20 protein-coding genes are annotated in these 19,421 nt (G+C 68.8%); 16 read left to right on the top strand and 4 right to left on the bottom strand.

The window, feature by feature from the left end:
• Positions 1–57 precede the first annotated feature (57 nt).
• The 8 genes from hemC to MUN85_RS04185 all read left to right on the top strand — a co-directional run bounded on the left by hemC (position 58) and on the right by MUN85_RS04185 (position 9,566).
• Positions 58–2,109 (top strand): hydroxymethylbilane synthase, encoded by a 2,052-nt coding sequence (gene hemC, locus MUN85_RS12875; RefSeq protein WP_348647943.1) that lies wholly within the window; start codon positions 58–60, stop codon positions 2,107–2,109.
• Positions 2,106–3,104 (top strand): porphobilinogen synthase, encoded by a 999-nt coding sequence (gene hemB / locus MUN85_RS04215; protein ID WP_250505524.1) that lies wholly within the window; start codon positions 2,106–2,108, stop codon positions 3,102–3,104. Before hemC ends, hemB begins: the two co-directional genes overlap by 4 nt.
• Positions 3,105–3,234: 130 nt before the next feature.
• Entirely contained in the window at positions 3,235–4,026 is a 792-nt protein-coding gene (locus tag MUN85_RS04210; RefSeq protein WP_250505523.1) for an NYN domain-containing protein, read from the top strand.
• A 33-nt stretch (positions 4,027–4,059) separates the two neighbouring features.
• Positions 4,060–5,430 (top strand): glutamate-1-semialdehyde 2,1-aminomutase, encoded by a 1,371-nt coding sequence (gene hemL / locus MUN85_RS04205; protein ID WP_250505522.1) that lies wholly within the window; start codon positions 4,060–4,062, stop codon positions 5,428–5,430.
• A 17-nt stretch (positions 5,431–5,447) separates the two neighbouring features.
• Complete coding sequence (locus MUN85_RS04200; protein WP_250505521.1) at positions 5,448–6,722, top strand: glycosyltransferase; 1,275 nt, start codon at positions 5,448–5,450, stop codon at positions 6,720–6,722.
• Complete coding sequence (locus MUN85_RS04195; protein ID WP_250505520.1) at positions 6,719–7,636, top strand: PIG-L deacetylase family protein; 918 nt, start codon at positions 6,719–6,721, stop codon at positions 7,634–7,636. Before MUN85_RS04200 ends, MUN85_RS04195 begins: the two co-directional genes overlap by 4 nt.
• 58 nt (positions 7,637–7,694) lie before the next feature.
• Positions 7,695–8,240, top strand: a complete 546-nt coding sequence (locus MUN85_RS04190; RefSeq protein ID WP_092564923.1) for a GNAT family N-acetyltransferase — start codon at positions 7,695–7,697, stop codon at positions 8,238–8,240.
• A gap of 6 nt (positions 8,241–8,246) precedes the next feature.
• Positions 8,247–9,566, top strand: a complete 1,320-nt coding sequence (locus MUN85_RS04185) for a hypothetical protein (protein ID WP_250505519.1) — start codon at positions 8,247–8,249, stop codon at positions 9,564–9,566.
• Here the strand turns inward: MUN85_RS04185 and MUN85_RS04180 are convergent.
• The 4 genes from MUN85_RS04180 to MUN85_RS04165 form a co-directional block, all read right to left on the bottom strand.
• The gene (locus MUN85_RS04180; protein WP_250505518.1) at positions 9,563–10,276 is read right to left on the bottom strand and encodes a hypothetical protein; all 714 of its coding nucleotides are present in this window, start codon (positions 10,274–10,276) and stop codon (positions 9,563–9,565) included. The genes MUN85_RS04185 and MUN85_RS04180 overlap by 4 nt on opposite strands.
• Positions 10,273–10,863, bottom strand: a complete 591-nt coding sequence (locus MUN85_RS04175; RefSeq protein WP_250505517.1) for a hypothetical protein — start codon at positions 10,861–10,863, stop codon at positions 10,273–10,275. Before MUN85_RS04175 ends, MUN85_RS04180 begins: the two co-directional genes overlap by 4 nt.
• Positions 10,863–11,519, bottom strand: coding sequence for a hypothetical protein (locus tag MUN85_RS04170; RefSeq protein WP_250505516.1), 657 nt, complete (start codon positions 11,517–11,519; stop codon positions 10,863–10,865). Before MUN85_RS04170 ends, MUN85_RS04175 begins: the two co-directional genes overlap by 1 nt.
• Positions 11,520–11,687: 168 nt before the next feature.
• A complete protein-coding gene (locus MUN85_RS04165; protein WP_250505515.1) occupies positions 11,688–12,110 on the bottom strand; it encodes an NPCBM/NEW2 domain-containing protein in 423 nt (140 codons plus the stop codon).
• A gap of 110 nt (positions 12,111–12,220) precedes the next feature.
• Between MUN85_RS04165 and istA the strand changes: the two genes are divergently transcribed.
• The 8 genes from istA to MUN85_RS04125 all read left to right on the top strand — a co-directional run bounded on the left by istA (position 12,221) and on the right by MUN85_RS04125 (position 19,340).
• A complete protein-coding gene (gene istA, locus MUN85_RS04160; protein WP_250505514.1) occupies positions 12,221–13,771 on the top strand; it encodes an IS21 family transposase in 1,551 nt (516 codons plus the stop codon).
• Entirely contained in the window at positions 13,768–14,580 is an 813-nt protein-coding gene (gene istB, locus MUN85_RS04155; RefSeq protein ID WP_250505513.1) for an IS21-like element helper ATPase IstB, read from the top strand. The genes istA and istB overlap by 4 nt, the downstream gene beginning before the upstream one ends.
• A gap of 227 nt (positions 14,581–14,807) precedes the next feature.
• A complete protein-coding gene (locus tag MUN85_RS04150; RefSeq protein ID WP_250505512.1) occupies positions 14,808–16,079 on the top strand; it encodes a S1 family peptidase in 1,272 nt (423 codons plus the stop codon).
• Positions 16,076–16,483, top strand: coding sequence for a hypothetical protein (locus tag MUN85_RS04145; RefSeq protein ID WP_250505511.1), 408 nt, complete (start codon positions 16,076–16,078; stop codon positions 16,481–16,483). Before MUN85_RS04150 ends, MUN85_RS04145 begins: the two co-directional genes overlap by 4 nt.
• A gap of 198 nt (positions 16,484–16,681) precedes the next feature.
• Positions 16,682–17,281, top strand: coding sequence for a recombinase family protein (locus MUN85_RS04140; RefSeq protein WP_250505510.1), 600 nt, complete (start codon positions 16,682–16,684; stop codon positions 17,279–17,281).
• A 3-nt stretch (positions 17,282–17,284) separates the two neighbouring features.
• Entirely contained in the window at positions 17,285–18,253 is a 969-nt protein-coding gene (locus tag MUN85_RS04135) for a DDE-type integrase/transposase/recombinase (RefSeq protein ID WP_250505509.1), read from the top strand.
• Positions 18,172–18,525 carry a Mu transposase C-terminal domain-containing protein gene (locus MUN85_RS04130; RefSeq protein WP_250505508.1) on the top strand — a complete coding sequence of 118 codons (354 nt, stop codon included), beginning with the start codon at positions 18,172–18,174 and terminating at the stop codon, positions 18,523–18,525. Before MUN85_RS04135 ends, MUN85_RS04130 begins: the two co-directional genes overlap by 82 nt.
• Complete coding sequence (locus MUN85_RS04125; protein WP_250505507.1) at positions 18,522–19,340, top strand: AAA family ATPase; 819 nt, start codon at positions 18,522–18,524, stop codon at positions 19,338–19,340. The genes MUN85_RS04130 and MUN85_RS04125 overlap by 4 nt, the downstream gene beginning before the upstream one ends.
• Positions 19,341–19,421 lie beyond the last annotated feature (81 nt).

The following is a 19,421-nucleotide window of genomic DNA, read 5'->3' as shown; positions in this document are numbered from 1 at the left end:
CGGCAGCGTCAGATGTGTATAGGCGACAGGCACCGCACAACGCAAGGTCGCCCCGTCATGACTGACGCCCCCCGCACCATCCGCCTAGGCACCCGCTCCTCGGACCTCGCCCTCACGCAGTCGAGCTGGGTCGCCGATCTGCTGCGCGAGCGCGGCCTGCGCGTCGAGCTCGTCCCCATCACGACGCGCGGCGACCGCTCCCGCCGCCCGCTCGCCCTCATGGGCGGCGTCGGCGTCTTCGCCGCGGCCCTGCGTACCGCGCTGCTCGAGGGCGAATGCGACCTCGCCGTCCACTCGCTGAAGGACCTGCCCGTCGCCCCCGTGCCGGGACTGACCATCGCCGCCGTGCCGGGGCGCGAAGATATCGCCGACGTCCTCGTCCTCGCCCCGCATCTCACGTCCCAGCTCCGCTCGCAAAGTTCCGCCGACGGAGACGCGCTGCTGGCGCAGTTGCCCGACGGCCTGCGGATCGGCACGGGCTCACCGCGCCGCGCCGCACAGATCCGCGCGCTGCTGCCCACCTGCCAGATCGCCGACATCCGCGGCAACGTGCCGACCCGCATCGCGCGTGCCGCCGCCGGGGACCTCGATGCGGTCGTGCTCGCCGCCGCCGGTCTCAACCGCCTCGGAGATACGCTCGCCGAGCTCCTTGCCGAGCGCCTCGTCGTGCCGCTGCCGATCCTGCCCGCAGCCGCCCAGGGCGCGCTCGCCGTCGAATGCCGCAGCGCCGACGCGGCCGGCTCTAGCGTCTTCGGTTCCGCCCTCGCCGAGGCCCTCGCGGCGATCGACGACGCGGGCGCCCGGGCCGCCATCGACGCCGAACGCGCGGTGCTCGCCGAGCTCGAGGCGGGCTGCGCGGCCCCCGTCGGCACCCACGGCGAACTCCTCGCGAGCGGGGATCTCGCGCTGACGGCGGCCGTCTTCGCTCTCGACGGCAGCGAGACCGTTTCCGCGACGACGACGGGCCACCCTTGGGACGCGATCGCAATCGGCCGTGACCTCGCCCGCGAGCTGCTCGCCCAGGGCGCGGGCGACATTGCCGAGATCGGCGCGCGCCATACCCGCGGCCGCTCCGACGCCGTGCCCGCGCTCGCCCCCACCACCGCGGGCCCCGACGCTGGCCCGCTCGCCGGCCGCACCGTGTTCGTACCACGCGAGGCGGACGACCACATCGTCGCCGAGCTCCGCGCCGCTGGCGCCGCCGTCATCGCCCACCCCGTCACGCTCACCGAGCCGATCGACGTTGACGCCGCGGCCCTGGCGGCGGACGCCCTGCCGAGCCTCACGCACCTGGCGATCACGAGCCCGCGCACGATCACGCGCCTGGGCGAGCTCAACCTGCTGGAGGCGATCCGCGCCGCCGCTACTCCGCCCGGAGCCGCGTCCCGGGCATCCACTGGTGGCGCATCCCCCGCCGCGGGGCGCGCGCCCCTGGTGATCGCGGCCGTCGGGCCCGCGAGCGCCGCGGCCGCTGAAGCCGCGGGGCTGCCGGTGACGATCCGCGGCACGCACGACGCCGCCGCCCTCGCCGCGGCCATGATCGCGGCGGCACAATCGCCCGAGCCCTCGGGACCGGCCGAGCCCCCGGAAGCACCCGTGGCTCCGGAACCGTCCGAGCCCGCGGCAGCACAGGCGGCAGTGCCCCACGCCTGGCTGCCCGCCTCGGCCCTCGCCGCGCCCACCTTGGCCGACGCGCTCACCGCCGCCGGTTGGCGCGTCACCCGCACCCCGATCTACACCACGCGCACGCGCCCGAGCGCGGACCAGGACGTCGCCGACGCCTGGCACCGCGGCCTCATCGACGCCGTCGTCGTGACCGCGCCGTCCGTCGCCGCGGCCCTCGTCGAGCTGTTCGGCCACGCCGGCCCGGGCACGGCCGTCGTCGCGATCGGCGAGCCAACCGCTCGAGCGATCCGCGCCGGCGGCGGCCTGCTCGCCGCAACCGCCGCGCAGCCCACTCCCGCGGCTATCTGCGCGGCCGTCGTCGACGCACTTGGTCCCGACGACGCGCCACATCCCGATGACGAGCCCGCCCACGCCGAAGCACCAGTCCGCACAGCAAACCCGGAAACGACCGCCACCCCGCCGGAACCGAAGGAGGAGCCATGAGCCTGAACCTGACCAACCGCCCGCGCCGCGCGCGCTCGAGCGCCGCAATGCGCCGCCTGACGCGCGAGATTGAGGTGCGCCCCAGCCAGCTCATCCTGCCCGTCTTCGTGCGCGACGGGATCGACGCCCCGGCGCCGATCGACTCGATGCCGGGCGTCAGCCAGCACACGCTTGACTCGCTCGCGGCGCTCGCCACCGACGTCGCGAGCGCGGGCCTCGGCGGCATCATGCTCTTCGGCGTCCCAGCCGAGGAGGATAAGGACGCCACCGGCAGCGCCGGCCTCGCCGAGCACGGCATCCTCAACCGGGCGCTTGCCCGCGTGCGCGCCGAGGTCGGCGACGCCACCGTCGTCATGGCTGATACCTGCCTCGACGAGTTCACCGACCACGGCCACTGCGGCGTCCTCACCAGCGAGGGCCGCATCGATAACGACGCGAGCGTCGCGCGCTACGTGGAGATGGCGATCGCCCAGGCCGCAGCCGGCGCCCACGTCGTCGGCCCGTCGGGCATGATGGACGGCCAGGTCGGCGCCATCCGGGCGGGCCTGGATCGGGCGGGGTACGACGACGTCGCGATCCTTGCCTACAGCGCCAAGTACGCCTCGGCCTTTTTCGGTCCGTTCCGCGACGCCGTCGGCTCGAGCCTTGAGGGCGATCGCCGCACCTACCAGCAGGATCCGGCCAACCGCCGCGAGGGCGCCTACGAGGCGGCGCTCGACATTGCCGAGGGCGCCGACGCCGTCATGGTCAAGCCCGCGGGCTACTATTTGGACGTCCTCGCTGATGTCGCCGCCGCCTCGCCCGTGCCCGTCGCGGCCTATCAGGTCAGCGGCGAGTACGCGATGGTGGAGGCCGCGGCGCGCAACGGCTGGATCGAGCGCGAACGCGTCATCGCCGAATCCCTCACCTCGATCGTGCGCGCGGGCGCGGACCTCGTGCTCAGCTACTGGGCGCTCGAGGCTCCCGCCCACCTCGCCGCGAGCTACCGGAACTAGCCCCGCAATCCTGTGCGTTACGCCCTCCTTGATCTATACTGGTTCAACTGGCTCCGGCCGTTGACGCTCCACTTATAAGGATGTCGCCGATGACCGGAGCTTTTTATCGTCTTGCAGGGAGTGTTCAAAGATGACAGATTCTCCTGCCGTGACAGGTCACACTAAACGGTCTGGGACTAGGCGCAGCGACTGGCAACGCCTGCCGATTGTCACCGCGATTATGGTCGATGGTGGCTTTTATCGTCACCGCGCGTATCAGCTATTTGGGGACAAGGCACCAGCCGATCGCGCGTCCGAACTGGTCGAGTACTGCCGCCGGCACATCCGTGAATCGAGTTCTCACCTCTATAGAATCTTCTACTACGACTGCCCACCGTCAGAGAAGGTGCTGTACCACCCGCTGTTGAAGAAGCAGATCAATCTAGCAAAATCTGCTCAGTTCGCGTGGTCCAACGAATTCTTCGCCGAACTTATGAAGAAGCGAAAGCTAGCTTTCCGTCGTGGGGAAGAACTTCAGTCACAACGGGGCTACTCATTACGGCCTGAGCCGTTAAAGAAACTCCTCGCGGGCCGGATCACGCTGGACGATCTGACTGAACGGGATTTTCTCTTGGAGATCCACCAAAAGGGCGTCGACATGCGACTAGGGCTCGATATAGCGAGTTTGGCCGAACGTGGAAAGGTCAACCAGATCTTCATGATCTCCGGCGACTCTGATTTCGTTCCCGCTGCCAAGCACGCACGTCGGGCAGGAATCGACTTCATTCTCAATCCGATGTGGGCGAAGATCTCACTTTCGCTGAGCGAACACATCGACGGAATTCGACAATGCGTGAATCGTCCGCCCAGTAATGAGGAAGACCCCCTCCATGCATCACGATCTGCCCTCCACACTGAGAGCGATGACGAAGACGATCTATAGCACTTGCACCCGGCCGAAAGGAACCACCGCACCATGACTAGCAACGACTCCCTGTTCGAACGCGCCAAGCACGCCATCCCTGGCGGCGTCGATTCGCCCGTGCGCGCCTACGGCTCCGTCGGGGGCACGCCGCGGTTTTACGCCGAGGCGTCCGGCCCCTTCGTGCGCGACGTCGAAGGCACGCGCTACGTGGACCTCGTGTGCTCCTGGGGGCCGGCGCTGCTCGGGCACGCGCACCCGGAGGTCGTCGCCGCCGTCAAGAAGGCCGCCGCGCGGGGCCTGAGCTTTGGCGCGCCGACGCTCGCCGAGGTCGAGCTCGCCGAGGCAATCACCGAGCGCGTGCCGCTGTGTGAGCGCGTCCGGCTCGTCTCGACCGGCACCGAGGCGACGATGACGGCGATCCGGCTCGCGCGCGGGGTCACCGGGCGCGACGTGCTCGTGAAGTTCGCCGGCTGCTACCACGGCCACTCCGACTCGCTGCTCGCCGAGGCCGGCTCGGGCATCGCGACGGCGGGCCTGCCCGGCTCCGCTGGCGTGCCGGAGGCAATCGCCGCGCAGACCCTCGTCGTGCCCTATAACGACGAGGCGGCGCTGCGGGCGCTGTTCGCCGAGCGCGGGCACGAGATCGCGGCCGTCATCACCGAGGCGGCGCCCGCCAACATGGGCGTCGTGCCGCCGCTGCCCGGCTTTAACGCATTCCTGCGCGAGATCACGGCCGAGCACGGCGCGCTGCTCATCCTCGACGAAGTCCTTACGGGCTTTCGCGTGGGGCCTGCGGGCTGGTGGGGCCTGGAGCAGGCCGCCGCAGCCGACGGCGCGGCCGGCGCAGCGGAGGGCCCGGCTGGCGCTGCGGAGGGCGCGGCAGGGAGCGCGGGAGGCGCCTGGGCGCCCGACATCGTAACGTTCGGCAAGGTAGTCGGCGGCGGGATGCCGCTCGCCGCGCTCGGCGGGCCCGCCGCGATCATGGACGAGCTCGCGCCGCTCGGCCCCGTCTACCAAGCCGGCACGCTCTCGGGCAATCCGCTCGCCACCGCCGCGGGGCTCGCCACCCTGCGCCTGGCCGACCAGGGCGTCTACGACCACGTCGATCGCGCGGCCGTGCAGATCCGCGGCGCGCTCGGCGAGGCGCTGGCCGACGCCGGCGTCCCGTTCACGATCAACCACGCCGGCTCGCTGTTTTCCGCCTTCATCGGCGAGGGACCCGCCGCCGATGGCGTCGAGAATTATGCCGACGCAAAGGCGCAGGACGCCGCTGCCTACGGGCGGTTCTTCCACGCGATGCTCAAGGCCGGCGTCGCCCTGCCGCCGAGCTGCTATGAAGCCTGGTTCCTGTCCGCCGCGCACGACGAGGCGGCGCTCAGCCACATCGAGGAGGCGATCCGCACCGCCGTGCGCGCGATCTAACTCGCTAGGCTGGGGGTATGCGTATCGGCTTTATTTCGCTGCACACGTCCCCCCTGGCCGAGCCGGGGCGCGCGGATGCGGGCGGCATGAACGTCGTCGTCAACCGTACGGCGTGTCAGCTCGCTGAGCTCGGGCACGAGGTCGAGATGTTCACGCGGCGCTCCGATCCGGAGGCGCCTGCCGTCACTGAGGTGCGCGAGGGGGTGCGGCTCATCCTGCTCGACGCGGGGCCGGCCGCGCCGCTCGCGAAGTCCGAGATGGAGCGTGCGATCGAGCCGTTTTCCGCCGAGCTGCGACGCGTGCTGTCCGGCGGCGCGATTGGCGGCATCACGCTCGAGCCGCTCGACGTCATCCACTCCCACCACTGGTTCTCGGGGGTGGCGGCGCTGCCCGTCGCGCGCGAGCTCGGGATCGTCCACATCCAGTCCTATCACTCCGTCGCGGCGCCAAAGAACGCCTCCTCGCTGGCGCTCGGGGAGCCGAGCGAGTCCGAGGGGCGCATCGACGGCGAGCGCCGCGTGGGGCAAGGATCGGATCTCGTCGTCGCGGTATCGCATATCGAGGCGGATACGATCGTCGCGCGCTATCGCGTGCCGGATGACAAGGTGCGCATTGCGCGGCCCGGCGTCGGCGTCGAGTTTTTCACGCCGCGCACGTGCCCGCCGCCCGAGCAGCCCTACCTGCTGTTTGCGGCGCGGTTGCAGCCGCTCAAGGGCGCGGACTTGGCGCTCGAGGTGTTCGCGAAGGTACGGGAGCGGCTTAATGGTGCTGCGGGTGGCGCAGGTGGTGCGGACGCTGCGGGCGGTGCGAGTGGCGCGCTGGAGCGCTATCGCGGGCTGCGGCTGGTGCTCGCGGGAGCGGCCTCGGATGACCACGACGCCTATCCCGACGAGCTGCGCGCGCAGGCCGAGCGGCTCGGCGTCGCCGATGCCGTCGACTTTGCTGGCGCGTGTTCGCGCGAAAAGCTCGCGTGCCTGATGCGCGAGGCCGCGCTGTTTGTGCTGCCGAGCTGGTCCGAGACGTTCGGGCTGGTGGCGCTGGAATCGCAGGCCTCGGGCGTCCCCGTGATCGGGTGGCTCGGCGCCGGTGGGCTCGCCGAGGCCGTCGCACCCGGCGGTCTCCTCATGGAATCGCGCGACGCCGATGACTGGGCCGAGGCGATCGTCCACCTGCTCGGCGACGACAAACGCCTGGCGGCCGCGGGTGAGTCCGCGCGGGAGTTCGCGCTCGAGCACACGTGGCGGCACACCGCGACGGACCTCGTGTGCGCCTACCAGGAGGTGCTCGCGTGAGCGGCGCGGGCAATGGCGGACGCTCGGCGGGCGATGGCGTGCGCTCGGCGGGCAATCCGGCGCTGGCGCCGCTTGCCGCGCTAGAGAACTCCGCGCGCGTGCTTTTCGCGCACGCCCACCCTGACGATGAGGCCCTCGCAACGGGCGCGCTTATCGCCCACCTTGCCGGGCGTGGCGTCAGCTGCATCGTCGTCACCGCAACACGCGGCGAACGCGGCGAGATCCGCCCGGGCGCGCTACCGCCGGGCGATACCCGCTCCCTCACCGACGTTCGCGCGACCGAACTCGCTGCCTCCTGCGCCGCACTCGGCGTTTCCGAGCACGCGTGGCTCGGCCAGGGCACGGCGCCCTATCTCGACTCCGGCATGCAGTGGCTGGATGCGCCGGCCGGCGAGGAGCGCTCCGGCGCGGGCGAGGAGCGCTCCGGCGCGGGCGAGGCGCGCTCGGGCGCGGCGGCAGGCGCGCAGCCCGTCGCCGCCCCCGCTCCCGATGCGCCGCCGCAGGCATTCACGAAGCGCCCGATCGCTGATGCCGTCGCCGATCTCGTCGAGCTCATCGAGGCCTTCCAGCCCGAGGCGATCGTTTCCTACGACGCGGCCGGGACGTATGGCCATCCCGATCACGTCCACCTGCACGAGGTGGCGCTGCGCGCGGCGACCGAGACGCGCCTGCCGATGATCGAGATCGTCTCCGAGCGCATGGGCACGCCGGCGCCTGAGCTCCCGGGCTTCGAGGTGTTTCCCGGAACGCTCGGCCAGGTTCGCAAGGCGCTCGCGAGCTATGCCACGCAACTGCGGGTCATCGCGCCGCCGGAAGGCGCGGTCGACGTCGTCGAAGTACAGCACGTCGGTGGGCAACGCCAGCGCGTCTACTGCGGCGCCGCCCTTGCCTGGGCCGAGACATCTAGGTCCTAGCGTCGGGAAAATCGGCGAATGGTCGCCACGCGAGGCCAAATCGGGTGAGAATAGGGCCATGCAGAACCCAGCCGACTGGTCGCCGATCGTGACCGAGAACCTCATGCTGCGGGCGCCGACGTCCGAGGATCAGCCGTCGATGACGAAGCTGCACTCGGATCCGCAGACCTTCATGTACCACCCGCTGCCCATCGAGGTGGCGCGCTCCATCGTCGGGCGGCGCTACGATGACGCGGTCGCGCACTGGCGCGAGCACGGGTTCGGGTTCTGGGTGGCGACGGACCGGCAGGATCCGACGCGCGTCGTTGGCATGTCCGGCGTCCAGTTCCGCACGTTCCACGATCGCCCGGCCCTCAGCCTGTACTACCGCTTCGAGCCCGGCAGCTGGGGCAAGGGCTATGCGACGCAGGCCGCGCGGGCGGCGATCGATCTGGCGCGCGAGCACCTGCCCGAATATCCGATCGTCGCGCTCACGGTGCCCGCGAACGTGCCCTCGCATCGCGTCGCGGAAAAGGTGGGGCTCGTGCGCAACGAAGAGCTCGATACCGCCCAGGAGACGCACGGCCGCAAGTTCACGCACATCTACTACGTCTCGAACTGGTAGGCGGCGTTGGGGGCGATCACCTCGGGCCTGCGCGGGCTCGTTGCCGTCCTCGCGACGGGCGGGCGCGTGTTTGCGCGGCACTGGCTGCAGCTTCTCACGCTGTTCTTTGCCGGGCAGGCGCTGCGGCTGGCGGCGCTGTGGCTCGCCGGTAAGGCCTCGCTGATCTCGCCGACGCTCGCGACCGTGATCCTGCCCTTCGCGCCGCTCGCCACACTGGCCTCGCTCGCGCTCATGCTGCGAGTGCTGGCGCCCTCGCTTCCGGCGTTCGCCGAGCTCGTCGGCACCTCCCGCGGCATGCGGTGGCGCTCCAACCTGCAGGCCACGGCCATGGCGCTCGTACCGTTCCTCGCGGTGTATGCCTCCAACGGCCTGCTCAAGGCCGACCTGCAGCGCTACATGTTCGACCAGTCGGGCGTCGTCTTCGCCTCGCTGGAGCGCGCCGACTTCCTGTCCGACTCCTTCACCCGGCTCGCGCTCCCCACGTCGGGCATCATCATCGTCATCGTGCTCGGGGCGCTCGCGGCGCGCAAGATCATTGCGCTGAAGGAGCTTGCCAATACCTCCGGCTGGTGGGCCGCGATCTCCGCCTATCTGGAGGCGCTGTGGCTGACCGCGCTCGTCTACGTCTTTACCGCGCGCATCGAGGAGATTAAGGCGTGGGTGACGAGCCGGAAGGTCGTCGACGATATCTACACCTGGTGGCAGACGCTGCAAGACACCTACAGCCAGATCGAGACGCTGATTCTGGCGCCGTTCAAGTTCGTCGGCGGGCTGATCTCGTCGGCGGGTTCGCTCATCATCGTGCCCGTGGCGTGGCTGGCGATTGGCGCGACGATCTACGGCAGCCAGCTGAAAAAAGGCGATCCGGTTATCACGCATGAGATCGATACCGCGCGCATCAAGCGGGTGCCCTCCCCGGTGCGGCGGGTGGCCAAGCACGTGACGTCGCCCGTCGTGACGCCGGTGAAATCGACCTTTGACGCGATCGGCAAGGTGGCCGTTGCGGGGCTCATCCCGATGGCGCTGTTTTGCGTGATTTTTGCGCTCACCGGGTGGCTGCGCGTGGGCGTGGACTACCTCATGCGGCTCGCGATTGGGCCGCAGCCGGGCACGCTGCAGTACGCGCTCGATCCGTTTGTCGATCTGGGGGAAAACCTCGTGTACTTCGTCGCGACGATCGTGTTGCTTGCGGCGGGCGTTAACCAGATCGTGCTCTCGCAGCGGGAGCGGCAAGCAAAGGCGGAAGCCGAGGCTGCGGCGGCTGAGGCGGCTGCCACAGGTGCGGCTGAGGCGGCTGGAGCTGAGGGTGAGGCGGCTGCTCGCTAGTCGGCGTTAGCGTCGAAGTCCAGGTAGTTCGGCGTATCCCAGTAGATGCGTACCTTGGCGGGGACCACGTCGTCGGGCATCGCAATTCCGATGGTGGAGCGCCACGAGGGCGGGCGCGGGGCCCCGGATTCTTCGAGTTTTCCAGTAAAGGCGTTGACGACCGGCCCCTCCTCGCCGGGCACGAGGCAGTCGTCGACGCGGAAGAGCGGTTCGGCGCCGGGGGTGTCCACGAGGGCGCTGCGCGGGTGGTAGATGTTGCCGGCGTCGTCGAAGAGCTCGATGGTGCAGCTGTCCGCGGGGACCGATGGGTCGGCCGTGAAGGCGAAGCTGACGGCCCATTGCTTGGCGCCGTCGACCGCCTGTTTGCCGTGCAGCACGCCCACTTCTGTGACGGAGACGAGGCGGACGTCGATCGTGCGGTCGTAGGTGGTGTTGGCGATGCGGAAGCTTGAGGTGTAGGTGCCTGAATCGCCCGATACCGGGAGCTGGTGGGTCGGCAGTGAGGGGCGGTAGAGCTCGGTGAGGCGGTAGGAGCTGGCGAATAGTGCGGCGGCGATCGCTGGGCCGAGGAGGATCAGGGCGAGGGCGTTGTCGCGCCACCAGCGGCGCTTTCGGTGGCGCTCCGCGCGCGTCGTCGGGGCGGCGGGCGCGGTGGCGTCGGCGGGCGGCGTCGCCTCGGGGCGGGCTTCGGGCGCGTCGGAGAAACTCACGGCTGCCTCCGCTCGTAGCGCGTCGACTCCGCTTCGATCGACGTCGCAGCCGCGAGCATGGCGGCCGCGTCCTCGTCGGTGATCTGCAAGTCGATGTCGGCGATGTTATCGCCCCCGGCCGAGCGGTAGTTGTGCACGAGCAAGTGGCCGCCGGCGATCGCGTCGGTGGGCAGCTCGAACCAGATCGTGCACGTGACCGGGATGCCCACGACGGATGACCCGCACGCGGTGATGCGCGAGCCGGGCTGGCTGCCGCCGTAGCGCTTGCCGTCGGCGCCGCGCCAGAAAATCGGCGAGATAACGCGCTCCCGCCCGTTCGTCGCGTAGGTAACGTCGACGACGGCGAAGATGCCGGAGGTTTTCGCCGTCGAACCGAAGACGGTGACGTCGGTGGCGAGGCGGAGGTTGGTGGCCTTGACTTCGCCCGTGCGGATGGCCACGTACTCGTCGAGCACGCCCGCAACGGGGTAGGGCTCGGACATGATGTCCGCGCGCGTGGGCAGATAGGAGTTGATGACGCTGCCGACGGCGAAGGCGGCGGCGAGGACGGCTGCGGTGACGAGGCCGCTCGGGGTGAAGCGGCGCATCAGGGGGCTCCTGCCGCGAGGGGTTCGACCGGGATGCGGGCGATCGGATCGGTCAGGCGGAAGATCTGGTGGCCGTCGAGCGAGGAGCGGCCGTCCTCCGCGCCCGTGACGACCAGTGTGACGTCCTCGCTGGTCACGGGCGCGACCGGCTGCCACGTCACGACGATGTCCGTCGGTAGGCCGGGCTGGTAGGCGCCCTGCGTGAGGCCGTCGATCACGCGGTAAATCTGCGGGTAGCGCACGGTGGTTTTCAGGGGTTCGTCGTCGACGGTGACCGTGAGCATGCCGGAATCGAGCAGGTGAGTGGCGAAGACGGTGTCCTCGATGAGGCGATCGGCGGTGTTGGTGGCGGTGAGGCGGGCCTCGATGCAGCCGTGCTCGGCGTCGAAGGCGAATCCCGAGCATTCCGCGACGTGCCGGGCCTCGGAAAACACCAGGGTGAAGGGGCCGGCGGTGAGTTCTTTGCCGAGCTCGATCAGCGGGAGGGCGTCTTCCTTATCGACGGCTTGGCTGGCTTTCGACCAGCCGCCGGTTACTGCGACGACGGCGATGACGATGAGCATGACCGCGAGCGCAATGTTGCCGGGCTTGGCTACGTCCTTGACGAGGCCGTAAAGCCGGGTCAGGCGCTCGGTTCTCGAGGGTTTCTCGCTCACGCTTGCATCGTACTTCGTTCGAGTGGCTTTATGGCGAAGTTTTCCGGGGCGGAGAGTTGGTTCCGAGGGTGGGGGGGTATGGCTTGGGCCGGAGCCTGGCGTGGTCACCAGATTCCGGCCCAAGCTGGGCGCGCTCCTCACGGTTGCTCTAAGGGGCGCGCCGGTTTCCTACGCGTGGGAGTTGCGTCGGATGATGAGGACACTGCCACCTACGAGCAGCGCTGCCAGCAGCGCCAGGCCCGTCAGCTGGCCACCGGTAATCGGCAGTCCGGACTTTCCAGGCTTCGTCGGAGTTGCGGTTGGCTCGTCCGTCGGCTGCTCCGTGGGCTGCTCCGTCGGTTCCTCGGTCGGCGTGGCAACCGTGCACTCGACTCGGGCGTCGCCCCAGTTCGCGTGGTCGTTTCCAACCCCGTTGCCGCCGTCGCCCACAAGGAGCGTCAGCACGTCAACGCCGGTCACGTCGACGTCGATCTCGATCGAATGCCGTCTCGGTTGGCGCCGGTTTCCTGTGACGGCGGCCACGGCAGACTGCCCGGAGACGGCCAGATAGTTGCCCGGTCGCGGACATGAAAGTTGCCCGCTGATGGTCATGGGATCTGCCCGACACGACATTCGTTGCCTCGCCGCCTTGCGCGGTTCGAGGCCCCTCCTCGGGTGCGATAGCGGTGCTGAAGCGCCCATCGCGTCCGAGGAGGGACAACATGAAGCCTGCCGAGGAGATCATGGAAATTCTCGAAGCGTTCGATCTGACAGGGTCCTACCGGGATGCCGGCGAGCTCGCCGGGGTCTCTCACCACACCGTCGCCCGTTACGTCACCGCCCGTGATGCCGGGCGTCTGAGCGACAAGCCCGCGGCTCGGGCGCAGCTGATCGATGAGTTCTTGCCCAAGGTTGAGGAGTGGGTGGAGAAGTCCCGCGGGAAGGTCCGCGCGGACGTGGTCCACGACAAGCTCACCGCCGCGGGGTTCACCGGGTCCGAGCGCACCACCCGCCGGGCGGTCGCGGCGGTGAAGAAGTCCTACCGGCTGGGAAGCGTGCGGGTCCACCGGCCGTGGGTCACCGAGCCGGGCCTGTGGTTGCAGTACGACTTCGGCGACGGGCCGGTGATCGACGGAGTCCGGACCGTGCTGTTCTGCGCGTGGCTGGCGTGGTCGCGGTTCCGGGTAGTGCTGGCGATTCGCGACAAGACCGCCCCGAGCGTGTTCGCGGCGCTGGACGTCACGCTGCGGCGCCTGGGCGGGGCGCCGACGTATGTGCTGACCGACAACGAGAAGACCGTGACCGTCGAGCACGTCGCAGGGATGGCGGTCCGCAACCCGCAGATGGTGGCCTTCGCCAGGCATTACGGGCTCACCGTGTTGACGTGTGAGCCGGCCGACCCGGCCTCGAAGGGCGGGTCGGAGTCGACGGTGAAGGTCGCCAAGGCCGACCTCGTGCCGAAGGAGACGAACCTGAGGGGCGAGTACGCCTCGTTCGCCGACCTCGAGGCCGCCTGCGCGACGTTCTGCGAGGAGGTCAACAACCGGGTCCACCGGGTCACCAGGCGCGCACCCGCGGAGATGCTCGAGCAGGAGCGCGCCCGGCTGCATGCCCTGCCGTCGACCCCGCACACGATCGCACTGGGCACCACGAGACACGTCCCAGTGAACAGCCCGATGGTGACGTTCGAGGGCGGGCAGTACTCCGTGCCGCACCGCCTGCTGGGTGAGACCGTCTGGGTCCGGGTCTACGGACAGGGCGCTGGTGAGCAGGTCGTCATCGTCCACGTCAGCTCCGACGGGCCCCTGGAGGTTGCCCGCCATGCTCGCGCGACCCCGGGCAGCCCGCGGATCGACGATGGGCACTTCCCGCCGGCCCCGGCCGGCGCGCTGGAGCGCAGGCCACGGCCCAAGAGCGCCGCGGAGGCCGAGTTCCTCGCGCTGGGCAACGGGGCCAGGCTCTGGTTGACCGAGGCCGCCGCGGCCGGGACGACGAAGATGCGCGTCAAGATGGCCGAGGCCGTCTCGCTGGCCAAGCTCTTCGGGCCCGGTGAGGTCGACTGGGCACTGGGTCACGCCGCCGTCCACGCCCGCTTCGCCGAGGCCGACCTGCCCTCGATCCTCAACCACCGAGCCGCCGGCACGAGCGGGGCGGTCCACCGGGCCGGGGAGGACCGGTCCCTGACCCAGGGCACCGCCGGATGGGCCGCCCTGGGCCAGCACACGGCCACCACCGGCGAGGTCGGCGCTCAGGCCCAGGAGGTGGCCTCATGAGCCCGACCACCACGACGAGCAGGAGCGTCCCGACGCTCGGAGTGCCCTCCGCAGCGCCGCTGCCCGATGACCTCGAGGCGATGCTGCGTCGTCTACGTCTGCCCCACATCCGCCGCCATGCTCCCGAGGTCGTCGCGACCGCGAAAGCCCAACGTTGGGAACCCCTGGAGGTCCTACGAGCCCTGTTCGCCGAGGAGGCCGCCGGACGCGAACGCGCCGCGCTGACCACCCGCCGCACCGCGGCGGGGTTCCCCACCGGCAAGACCTTCGAGGCCTGGGACGAGAGCATGTCCTCGATCCCAGCACCGACTCAGCAGGCGCTACGGACCCTGGAGTGGGTCCACCGCAAGGAGAACCTCGTCCTCTGCGGGCCCTCGGGCACGGGCAAGACGTTCCTGCTCGAGGCGCTCGGGCAGCAGGCCGTCGAGCAGGGCCTGCGGGTCTCGTGGTTCACGCTCGAGGACCTCGGCGTTCTCCTGCGCAGGCACCGCGCCGACGACACCGTCACCAAGGCCATCGCCCGCGTTCTGCGCGCCGACCTGATCATCGTCGATGACATCGGTCTGCTCCCGGTCGCCACCGACGCCGCCGAGGGCCTCTACCGTCTCGTCGACGCCGCCTACGAGAAACGGGCCGTCGCGATCAGCTCCAACCTCCACCCGGCGGCGTTCGACGAGCTCATGCCCAAGACCATCGCCACCGCGACCGTCGACCGGCTCCTGCACCACGCCCACATCTGCCAGACCAGCGGCGAGTCCGTCCGCCTCTCCCAGGCCCTAACCGGTCAGGGGGTGAAGCCCCTGGCCTGACACCCCGGACCGTAATGGCCAACCCCTGTGCAGATCCCATGGCCATCACCGGGCAGAACTCGTGACTGTCACCGGGCAGGTCTCACGACCGCCTCCGGGCAGATCTCACTGTCCCTTGACATTCCTGGCCGGGTCTTGCAGAATGGTCGTCGGAACGACGTGTTGCCTTTATCACACACCGGGGGATCGCGAGCTCCGGTTCCCAATCGTCGGACAGAGGAGTCACGATGTTCAGGGCACGTTCTTTGCGAGTGGCAGCGATGGCCGCTGCTGCTGGATGTCTCGTTCTTCAAGGCGCGATCGCGTATGCGCACGAGAGCACCAACGCGGCCGACGCCGCGCAGACGGTGGAAGTCGCCGCACCGCAGATCGAAGATCAGATCAGCGCAGCAGAGATGCAGGACTTGATGTTTGTGGCGGAGCAGAGTGGCGCTCCACTGGACGAGGTGATCGAGCGATACGCCTGGAACGACAACTTTGCCTTGGCTGCGGCGGAAATCCGGGACACGTACCCCGACCTGTTCTCCAGTGCCGAGATTGTCGACGCGCACCACGCTTGGGTAGCCTTCAAGGGCTCCCCTCCTGAGGGGGTGCACGCCGTCCTCGATTCCTTCGCCCGCGTCGCGCCATCCGTCAAGGTTGAACTGCGAGGTGGCGAGGGCTACTCCGAACGGGAGTTGCAGGCCTCTATCGAGAGCGTTCATTACGCCGTCTACGAATCTCCGGGGGTCCGAGACGCCGCCACGAGCTTCGACGCCGCCACTCGCACGATCACGACGAGTGTCGTCCTCGCCGACGGGCTGCAAGAGTCGGTCGTCACCGACCTGAATACAACCGCACAAGAAGCGCTCGTGGCTGCCTCCGCCAAGTCGCTCGGCATCGCTGCGGTCGTGGACGTTTCCGACCGTGCGGTTCTCGGCGGGGTCGACAGTTCGAGCTATCACTACGGAGGTGAGGTTCTCTCGGGTTGCACCTCCGGGTTCGGGACCAGGGCTTCGAGTAGTACCAGCGGCACCCGCGGGATCGCCACCGCCGGTCACTGTGGCAACAGCCAGAGTGACGATGGCTCTGCGCTGACCTACCAGGGTGGGCACGTGGAGACCCACGGCGACTTCCAGTGGCACACGGGGCCAAGGACGGAGTCTGACGACTTCTATGCAGGTACTGCGAGCACGACTGAGACGACCCTTCGTGATGTCTCAGCTGTAGGGTCGCCGACCGTGGGCCAGACGCTCTGCAAGAACGGGGCGACGAACCATGCAAGCTGCCAACAGGTGCGGGCGCTGAATCACTGCAACGGAAGTGCATGCAACCTCGTGATGATGGGCGCGCGCCTGGCCGCCGGAGGGGACAGCGGCGGACCTATCTACTGGGGAAACACCGCATACGGTCTGCACCAAGGCTGGAAATACGACCCGGCTTGGCCCGCCGACCGTGACCTGTTCTCTCGGGCTGACCGGATCGACAACGCCCTCGGTGTCTGGATTGCGACGAATTGAGAGCGAAACGTCCGCCGGGCAGCAAGGCTGCGAACCAGACCGGGCGAAAAAGAACCCGCTGGGTTGTCGCGGCCTTGCTGCTCGCGGTCGCGGTGGTCGCTGTCGCCGTCACGCTGACACGAGGCGTCTCTTGGCGCGACCAGGTTCCGGTTACTCGTGCGATCCTGTCCGCTGAGGACAGCCTCACCCTCGTGGTCAATACGTGCGGCGGTGAACCCGCTGTTGATCTGTTGCGCGAGCAGAACGAGACGGTGGAGGTTGCTGTCGTCTCGACTCGTACCTTCGGCGGGTCCGGGGGCGAAGATTGCCAGGACACAATCGAGGTAAAGCTTCAGGCACCGCTCGGCGATCGAAACCTGGTCGATGGTGCGACCGGCGACGACCTCGCCGTGGATAACGGCTAGCTACCAAGTTCCGTACAACATCCGGAGGTTGTTGCTGAATCGAACGATTCCGCTACAACGGTGACGAGGGTGCGTCGCCCTGTCCAGGATGCTTGACGCGTCGCGGTTCTCGGCCGACGCCGTCTGTAACGAAACTCAGTGCCGGATTCTATGGCTCGATACTTCCCGTGCTGGATGAGTATCGCTACAGTCAGCATCATGGGGCATCTGCTGGGGTACGCGCGTGTGTCGACGACTGATCAGGACGCTGCGCTGCAGATCGATGCGCTGACTGCGGCGGGGTGTTATCGGGTCTTCGTCGACACGATCTCTGGCTCCCTGGATCACCGGCCCGAGTTGGCGAAGTTGATGGACCAGTTGCGCCCGGGGGACACGCTAGTGGTGTGGAGGCTGGACCGGTTGGGTCGCTCGATCCGGCATCTCATCGACCAGCTGCAGGTCCTGTCCGAGCAGGGCGTGGGGTTCCGCTCCTTGCAGGAGACGATCGACACGACCTCCTCGGGCGGGCGGCTGGTGTTCCACGTCTTCGCCGCGCTGGCCGAGTTCGAACGTGACCTGATCCGTGAGCGCACCAACGCAGGACTGGCCGCCGCCCGGGCCCGTGGCCGCAAAGGCGGGCGACCGCCCGCACTGTCGCCGGACCAGGTCAAGGCGGCCCGTCGGATGTATCAGCAGAATGAGATGACGGTGGCGCAGATCGGTGCGGTCTTGGGCGTCAGCCGCGCCACCATCTACCGCGTGCTCAACCGCCAAAGTGTCCCAGTGGTCGAACCACGACAGTCGAGAAGCGCCGTGTAGGTCATGGACGCGGCCGGGCGCTGGGAGATCCTCAAGCTTCACGTCGAGGACCAGATCCCGCTCGCCGCCCTGGCCCGTGACACCGGGATCGGGCTGCGCACGCTGGAGCGGTGGCACGCCCGCTACCGCACCGAGGGATACGCAAGCCTCGATAGGCGGCAGCGCGCTGATGCCGGCAGCCACCGCCTGCCCGCCGAGCTCGTGTCGCTGGTCGAAGGGCTGGCGTTGAGGAAGCCTCGGCCGGCGATCATCACCATCCACCGCAAGGTCAGCGCCATCTGCGAGGAGCAGGGATGGCCCGTGCCTTCCTATGGCGTCGTGCGCGCGATCATCGCCGACCTCGATCCGGGCATGGTCACCCTGGCCCTGGAAGGGCCGACGTCCTACCGGGACAAGTACGAGATCGCGCTGCGTCGGCAGGCCGAGCGGCCGAACGCGATGTGGCAGGCCGATCACACCCTGCTCGATGTCCTCGTGGTGGGCACCGACGGCAAGCCCGCCCGGCCGTGGCTGACGACGATCATCGATGACTGCTCGCGCGCTATCTGCGGGTACACCGTGTTCCTCGGTGCACCCTCGGCGATGAACACCGCGCTGGCGCTGCGCCAGGCGATCTGGCAAAAGACCGACCTCTCCTGGCCGATGTGCGGCCTGCCCGAGGTGCTCTACGTCGATCACGGCAGCGACTTCATCAGCAACCAACTCACCGCCACGGCCGTGGACTTGCATATCCGGCTCATCCACTCTGCCGTCGCGCGCCCGCAGGGTCGCGGCAAGGTGGAGAGGTTCTTCGGGACCGTGAACACCGAGCTGCTGGCTGGTCTGCCTGGGTACATCGCCCAGGGCCACCCCTGGCCAACGCCGAAGCTGCCGTCGCCCAGACCAGGGCCGTGCGTCGCGATGGCATCCACTTCCAGGGCCTGCGCTACATCTCCCCGACCCTGGCCGGTTACGTCGGCCGGTCGGTCGTGATCCGCTACGACCCCAGGGACATCACCGAGATCCGCGTGTTCGACCACGAGGAGTTCGTCTGTAAGGCCATCAACCAGGACCACCACGACCAGAAAGTCAGCCTCAAGGAGGTCCAGGCCGCCCGCAACGCCCGGCGCCGGGCGCTGCGGCAGGGCATCAACGAGCGGATCGCCGTCGTGGCCACCCACACCACCGAAACGCCACCAGCGACCCAGGCGCCGCCACCGGCGCCACGGCGGAAGTTGAAGGTTTACAGAGAGGACCTGAGGTGAGTCAGCGCTTCATCGTGACCAAAGAACACCGCCGCTTCACCGAGTTCGCCGACGCCGTGCGGCGCGGGCACACCATCGGCCTGTGCTTCGGACCAGCCGGCGTGGGCAAGACGCTCTCGGCGCGCCGCTACGCCCGCTGGGACAAGGTCCACGACCTGCTGACCTACTGGGGACCGCGCTCCGACAGTGACGCGCAGGTCTACGCTGCGCTGGCCAAGAGCCGCACCGTGCTCTACACCCCCAGCGTGCTGACCACCCCACGAGCCTTGAAGGACGAACTCGACCAGGTCATCACCCGCACCAACATCTGCATCGAGCAGCACCTCGCGCCGGCCGGGCAGGTCACGCCAGAGACGCGCGGATGGCGCCACAGCAGGAACTACGTGGAGCTGGTCATCGTCGATGAGTCCGAACGCCTCCGCCCCACCGCACTGGAACTGCTCCGCGATCGCTACGACCGCGACAACCTTGCCCTCATCCTGATCGGCATGCCCGGTCTGGAGAAGCAGTTCAGCCACTATCCCCAGTTCTACAGCCGCGTCGGCTTCGCCCACCAGTACCGGCCCCTGGGCAAGGAGGAACTGCTCTTCGTCCTGCAACGGCATTGGCGCGCCCTCGGTAAGACCCTCGACCCAGAGGACTTCACCGACGCCCAAGCCATTGCCGCCATCGCCCGGATCACCCGAGGTAACTTCCGGCTTCTGGAACGACTCTTCCCCCAGATCGAGCGCGTCCTGAAGATCAACGAACTCGACACCATCACCAACGACGTCATCGAAGCCGCCGCCAGCAGGCGCTCGGCGAGGTCTTTCTGATTGATGATCTCTCCGGTCACGGGATCAATCATCTCGTCATTAGCGATGACGGCATCGGTCGTGTCAGTCACGGCCATCTCC

Source organism: Bowdeniella massiliensis (assembly GCF_023634005.1).
GTDB lineage: Bacteria > Actinomycetota > Actinomycetes > Actinomycetales > Actinomycetaceae > Bowdeniella > Bowdeniella massiliensis.
This window is presented reverse-complemented; position numbering and strand designations above follow the sequence as displayed.

What these genes read in the sequence shown, in the direction of transcription:
- MUN85_RS04190 (WP_092564923.1), top strand. Translation starts at nt 7,695, where the DNA reads ATGCAGAACCCAGCCGACTGGTCGCCGATCGTGACCGAGAACCTCATG.
- MUN85_RS04165 (WP_250505515.1), bottom strand. Translation starts at nt 12,110, where the DNA reads ATGACCATCAGCGGGCAACTTTCATGTCCGCGACCGGGCAACTATCTG.
- MUN85_RS04140 (WP_250505510.1), top strand. Translation starts at nt 16,682, where the DNA reads ATGGGGCATCTGCTGGGGTACGCGCGTGTGTCGACGACTGATCAGGAC.
- MUN85_RS04150 (WP_250505512.1), top strand. Translation starts at nt 14,808, where the DNA reads ATGTTCAGGGCACGTTCTTTGCGAGTGGCAGCGATGGCCGCTGCTGCT.
- MUN85_RS04175 (WP_250505517.1), bottom strand. Translation starts at nt 10,863, where the DNA reads ATGCGCCGCTTCACCCCGAGCGGCCTCGTCACCGCAGCCGTCCTCGCC.
- hemL (WP_250505522.1), top strand. Translation starts at nt 4,060, where the DNA reads ATGACTAGCAACGACTCCCTGTTCGAACGCGCCAAGCACGCCATCCCT.
- hemC (WP_348647943.1), top strand. Translation starts at nt 58, where the DNA reads ATGACTGACGCCCCCCGCACCATCCGCCTAGGCACCCGCTCCTCGGAC.
- hemB (WP_250505524.1), top strand. Translation starts at nt 2,106, where the DNA reads ATGAGCCTGAACCTGACCAACCGCCCGCGCCGCGCGCGCTCGAGCGCC.
- MUN85_RS04135 (WP_250505509.1), top strand. Translation starts at nt 17,285, where the DNA reads ATGGACGCGGCCGGGCGCTGGGAGATCCTCAAGCTTCACGTCGAGGAC.
- MUN85_RS04210 (WP_250505523.1), top strand. Translation starts at nt 3,235, where the DNA reads ATGACAGATTCTCCTGCCGTGACAGGTCACACTAAACGGTCTGGGACT.
- istB (WP_250505513.1), top strand. Translation starts at nt 13,768, where the DNA reads ATGAGCCCGACCACCACGACGAGCAGGAGCGTCCCGACGCTCGGAGTG.
- istA (WP_250505514.1), top strand. Translation starts at nt 12,221, where the DNA reads ATGAAGCCTGCCGAGGAGATCATGGAAATTCTCGAAGCGTTCGATCTG.
- MUN85_RS04200 (WP_250505521.1), top strand. Translation starts at nt 5,448, where the DNA reads ATGCGTATCGGCTTTATTTCGCTGCACACGTCCCCCCTGGCCGAGCCG.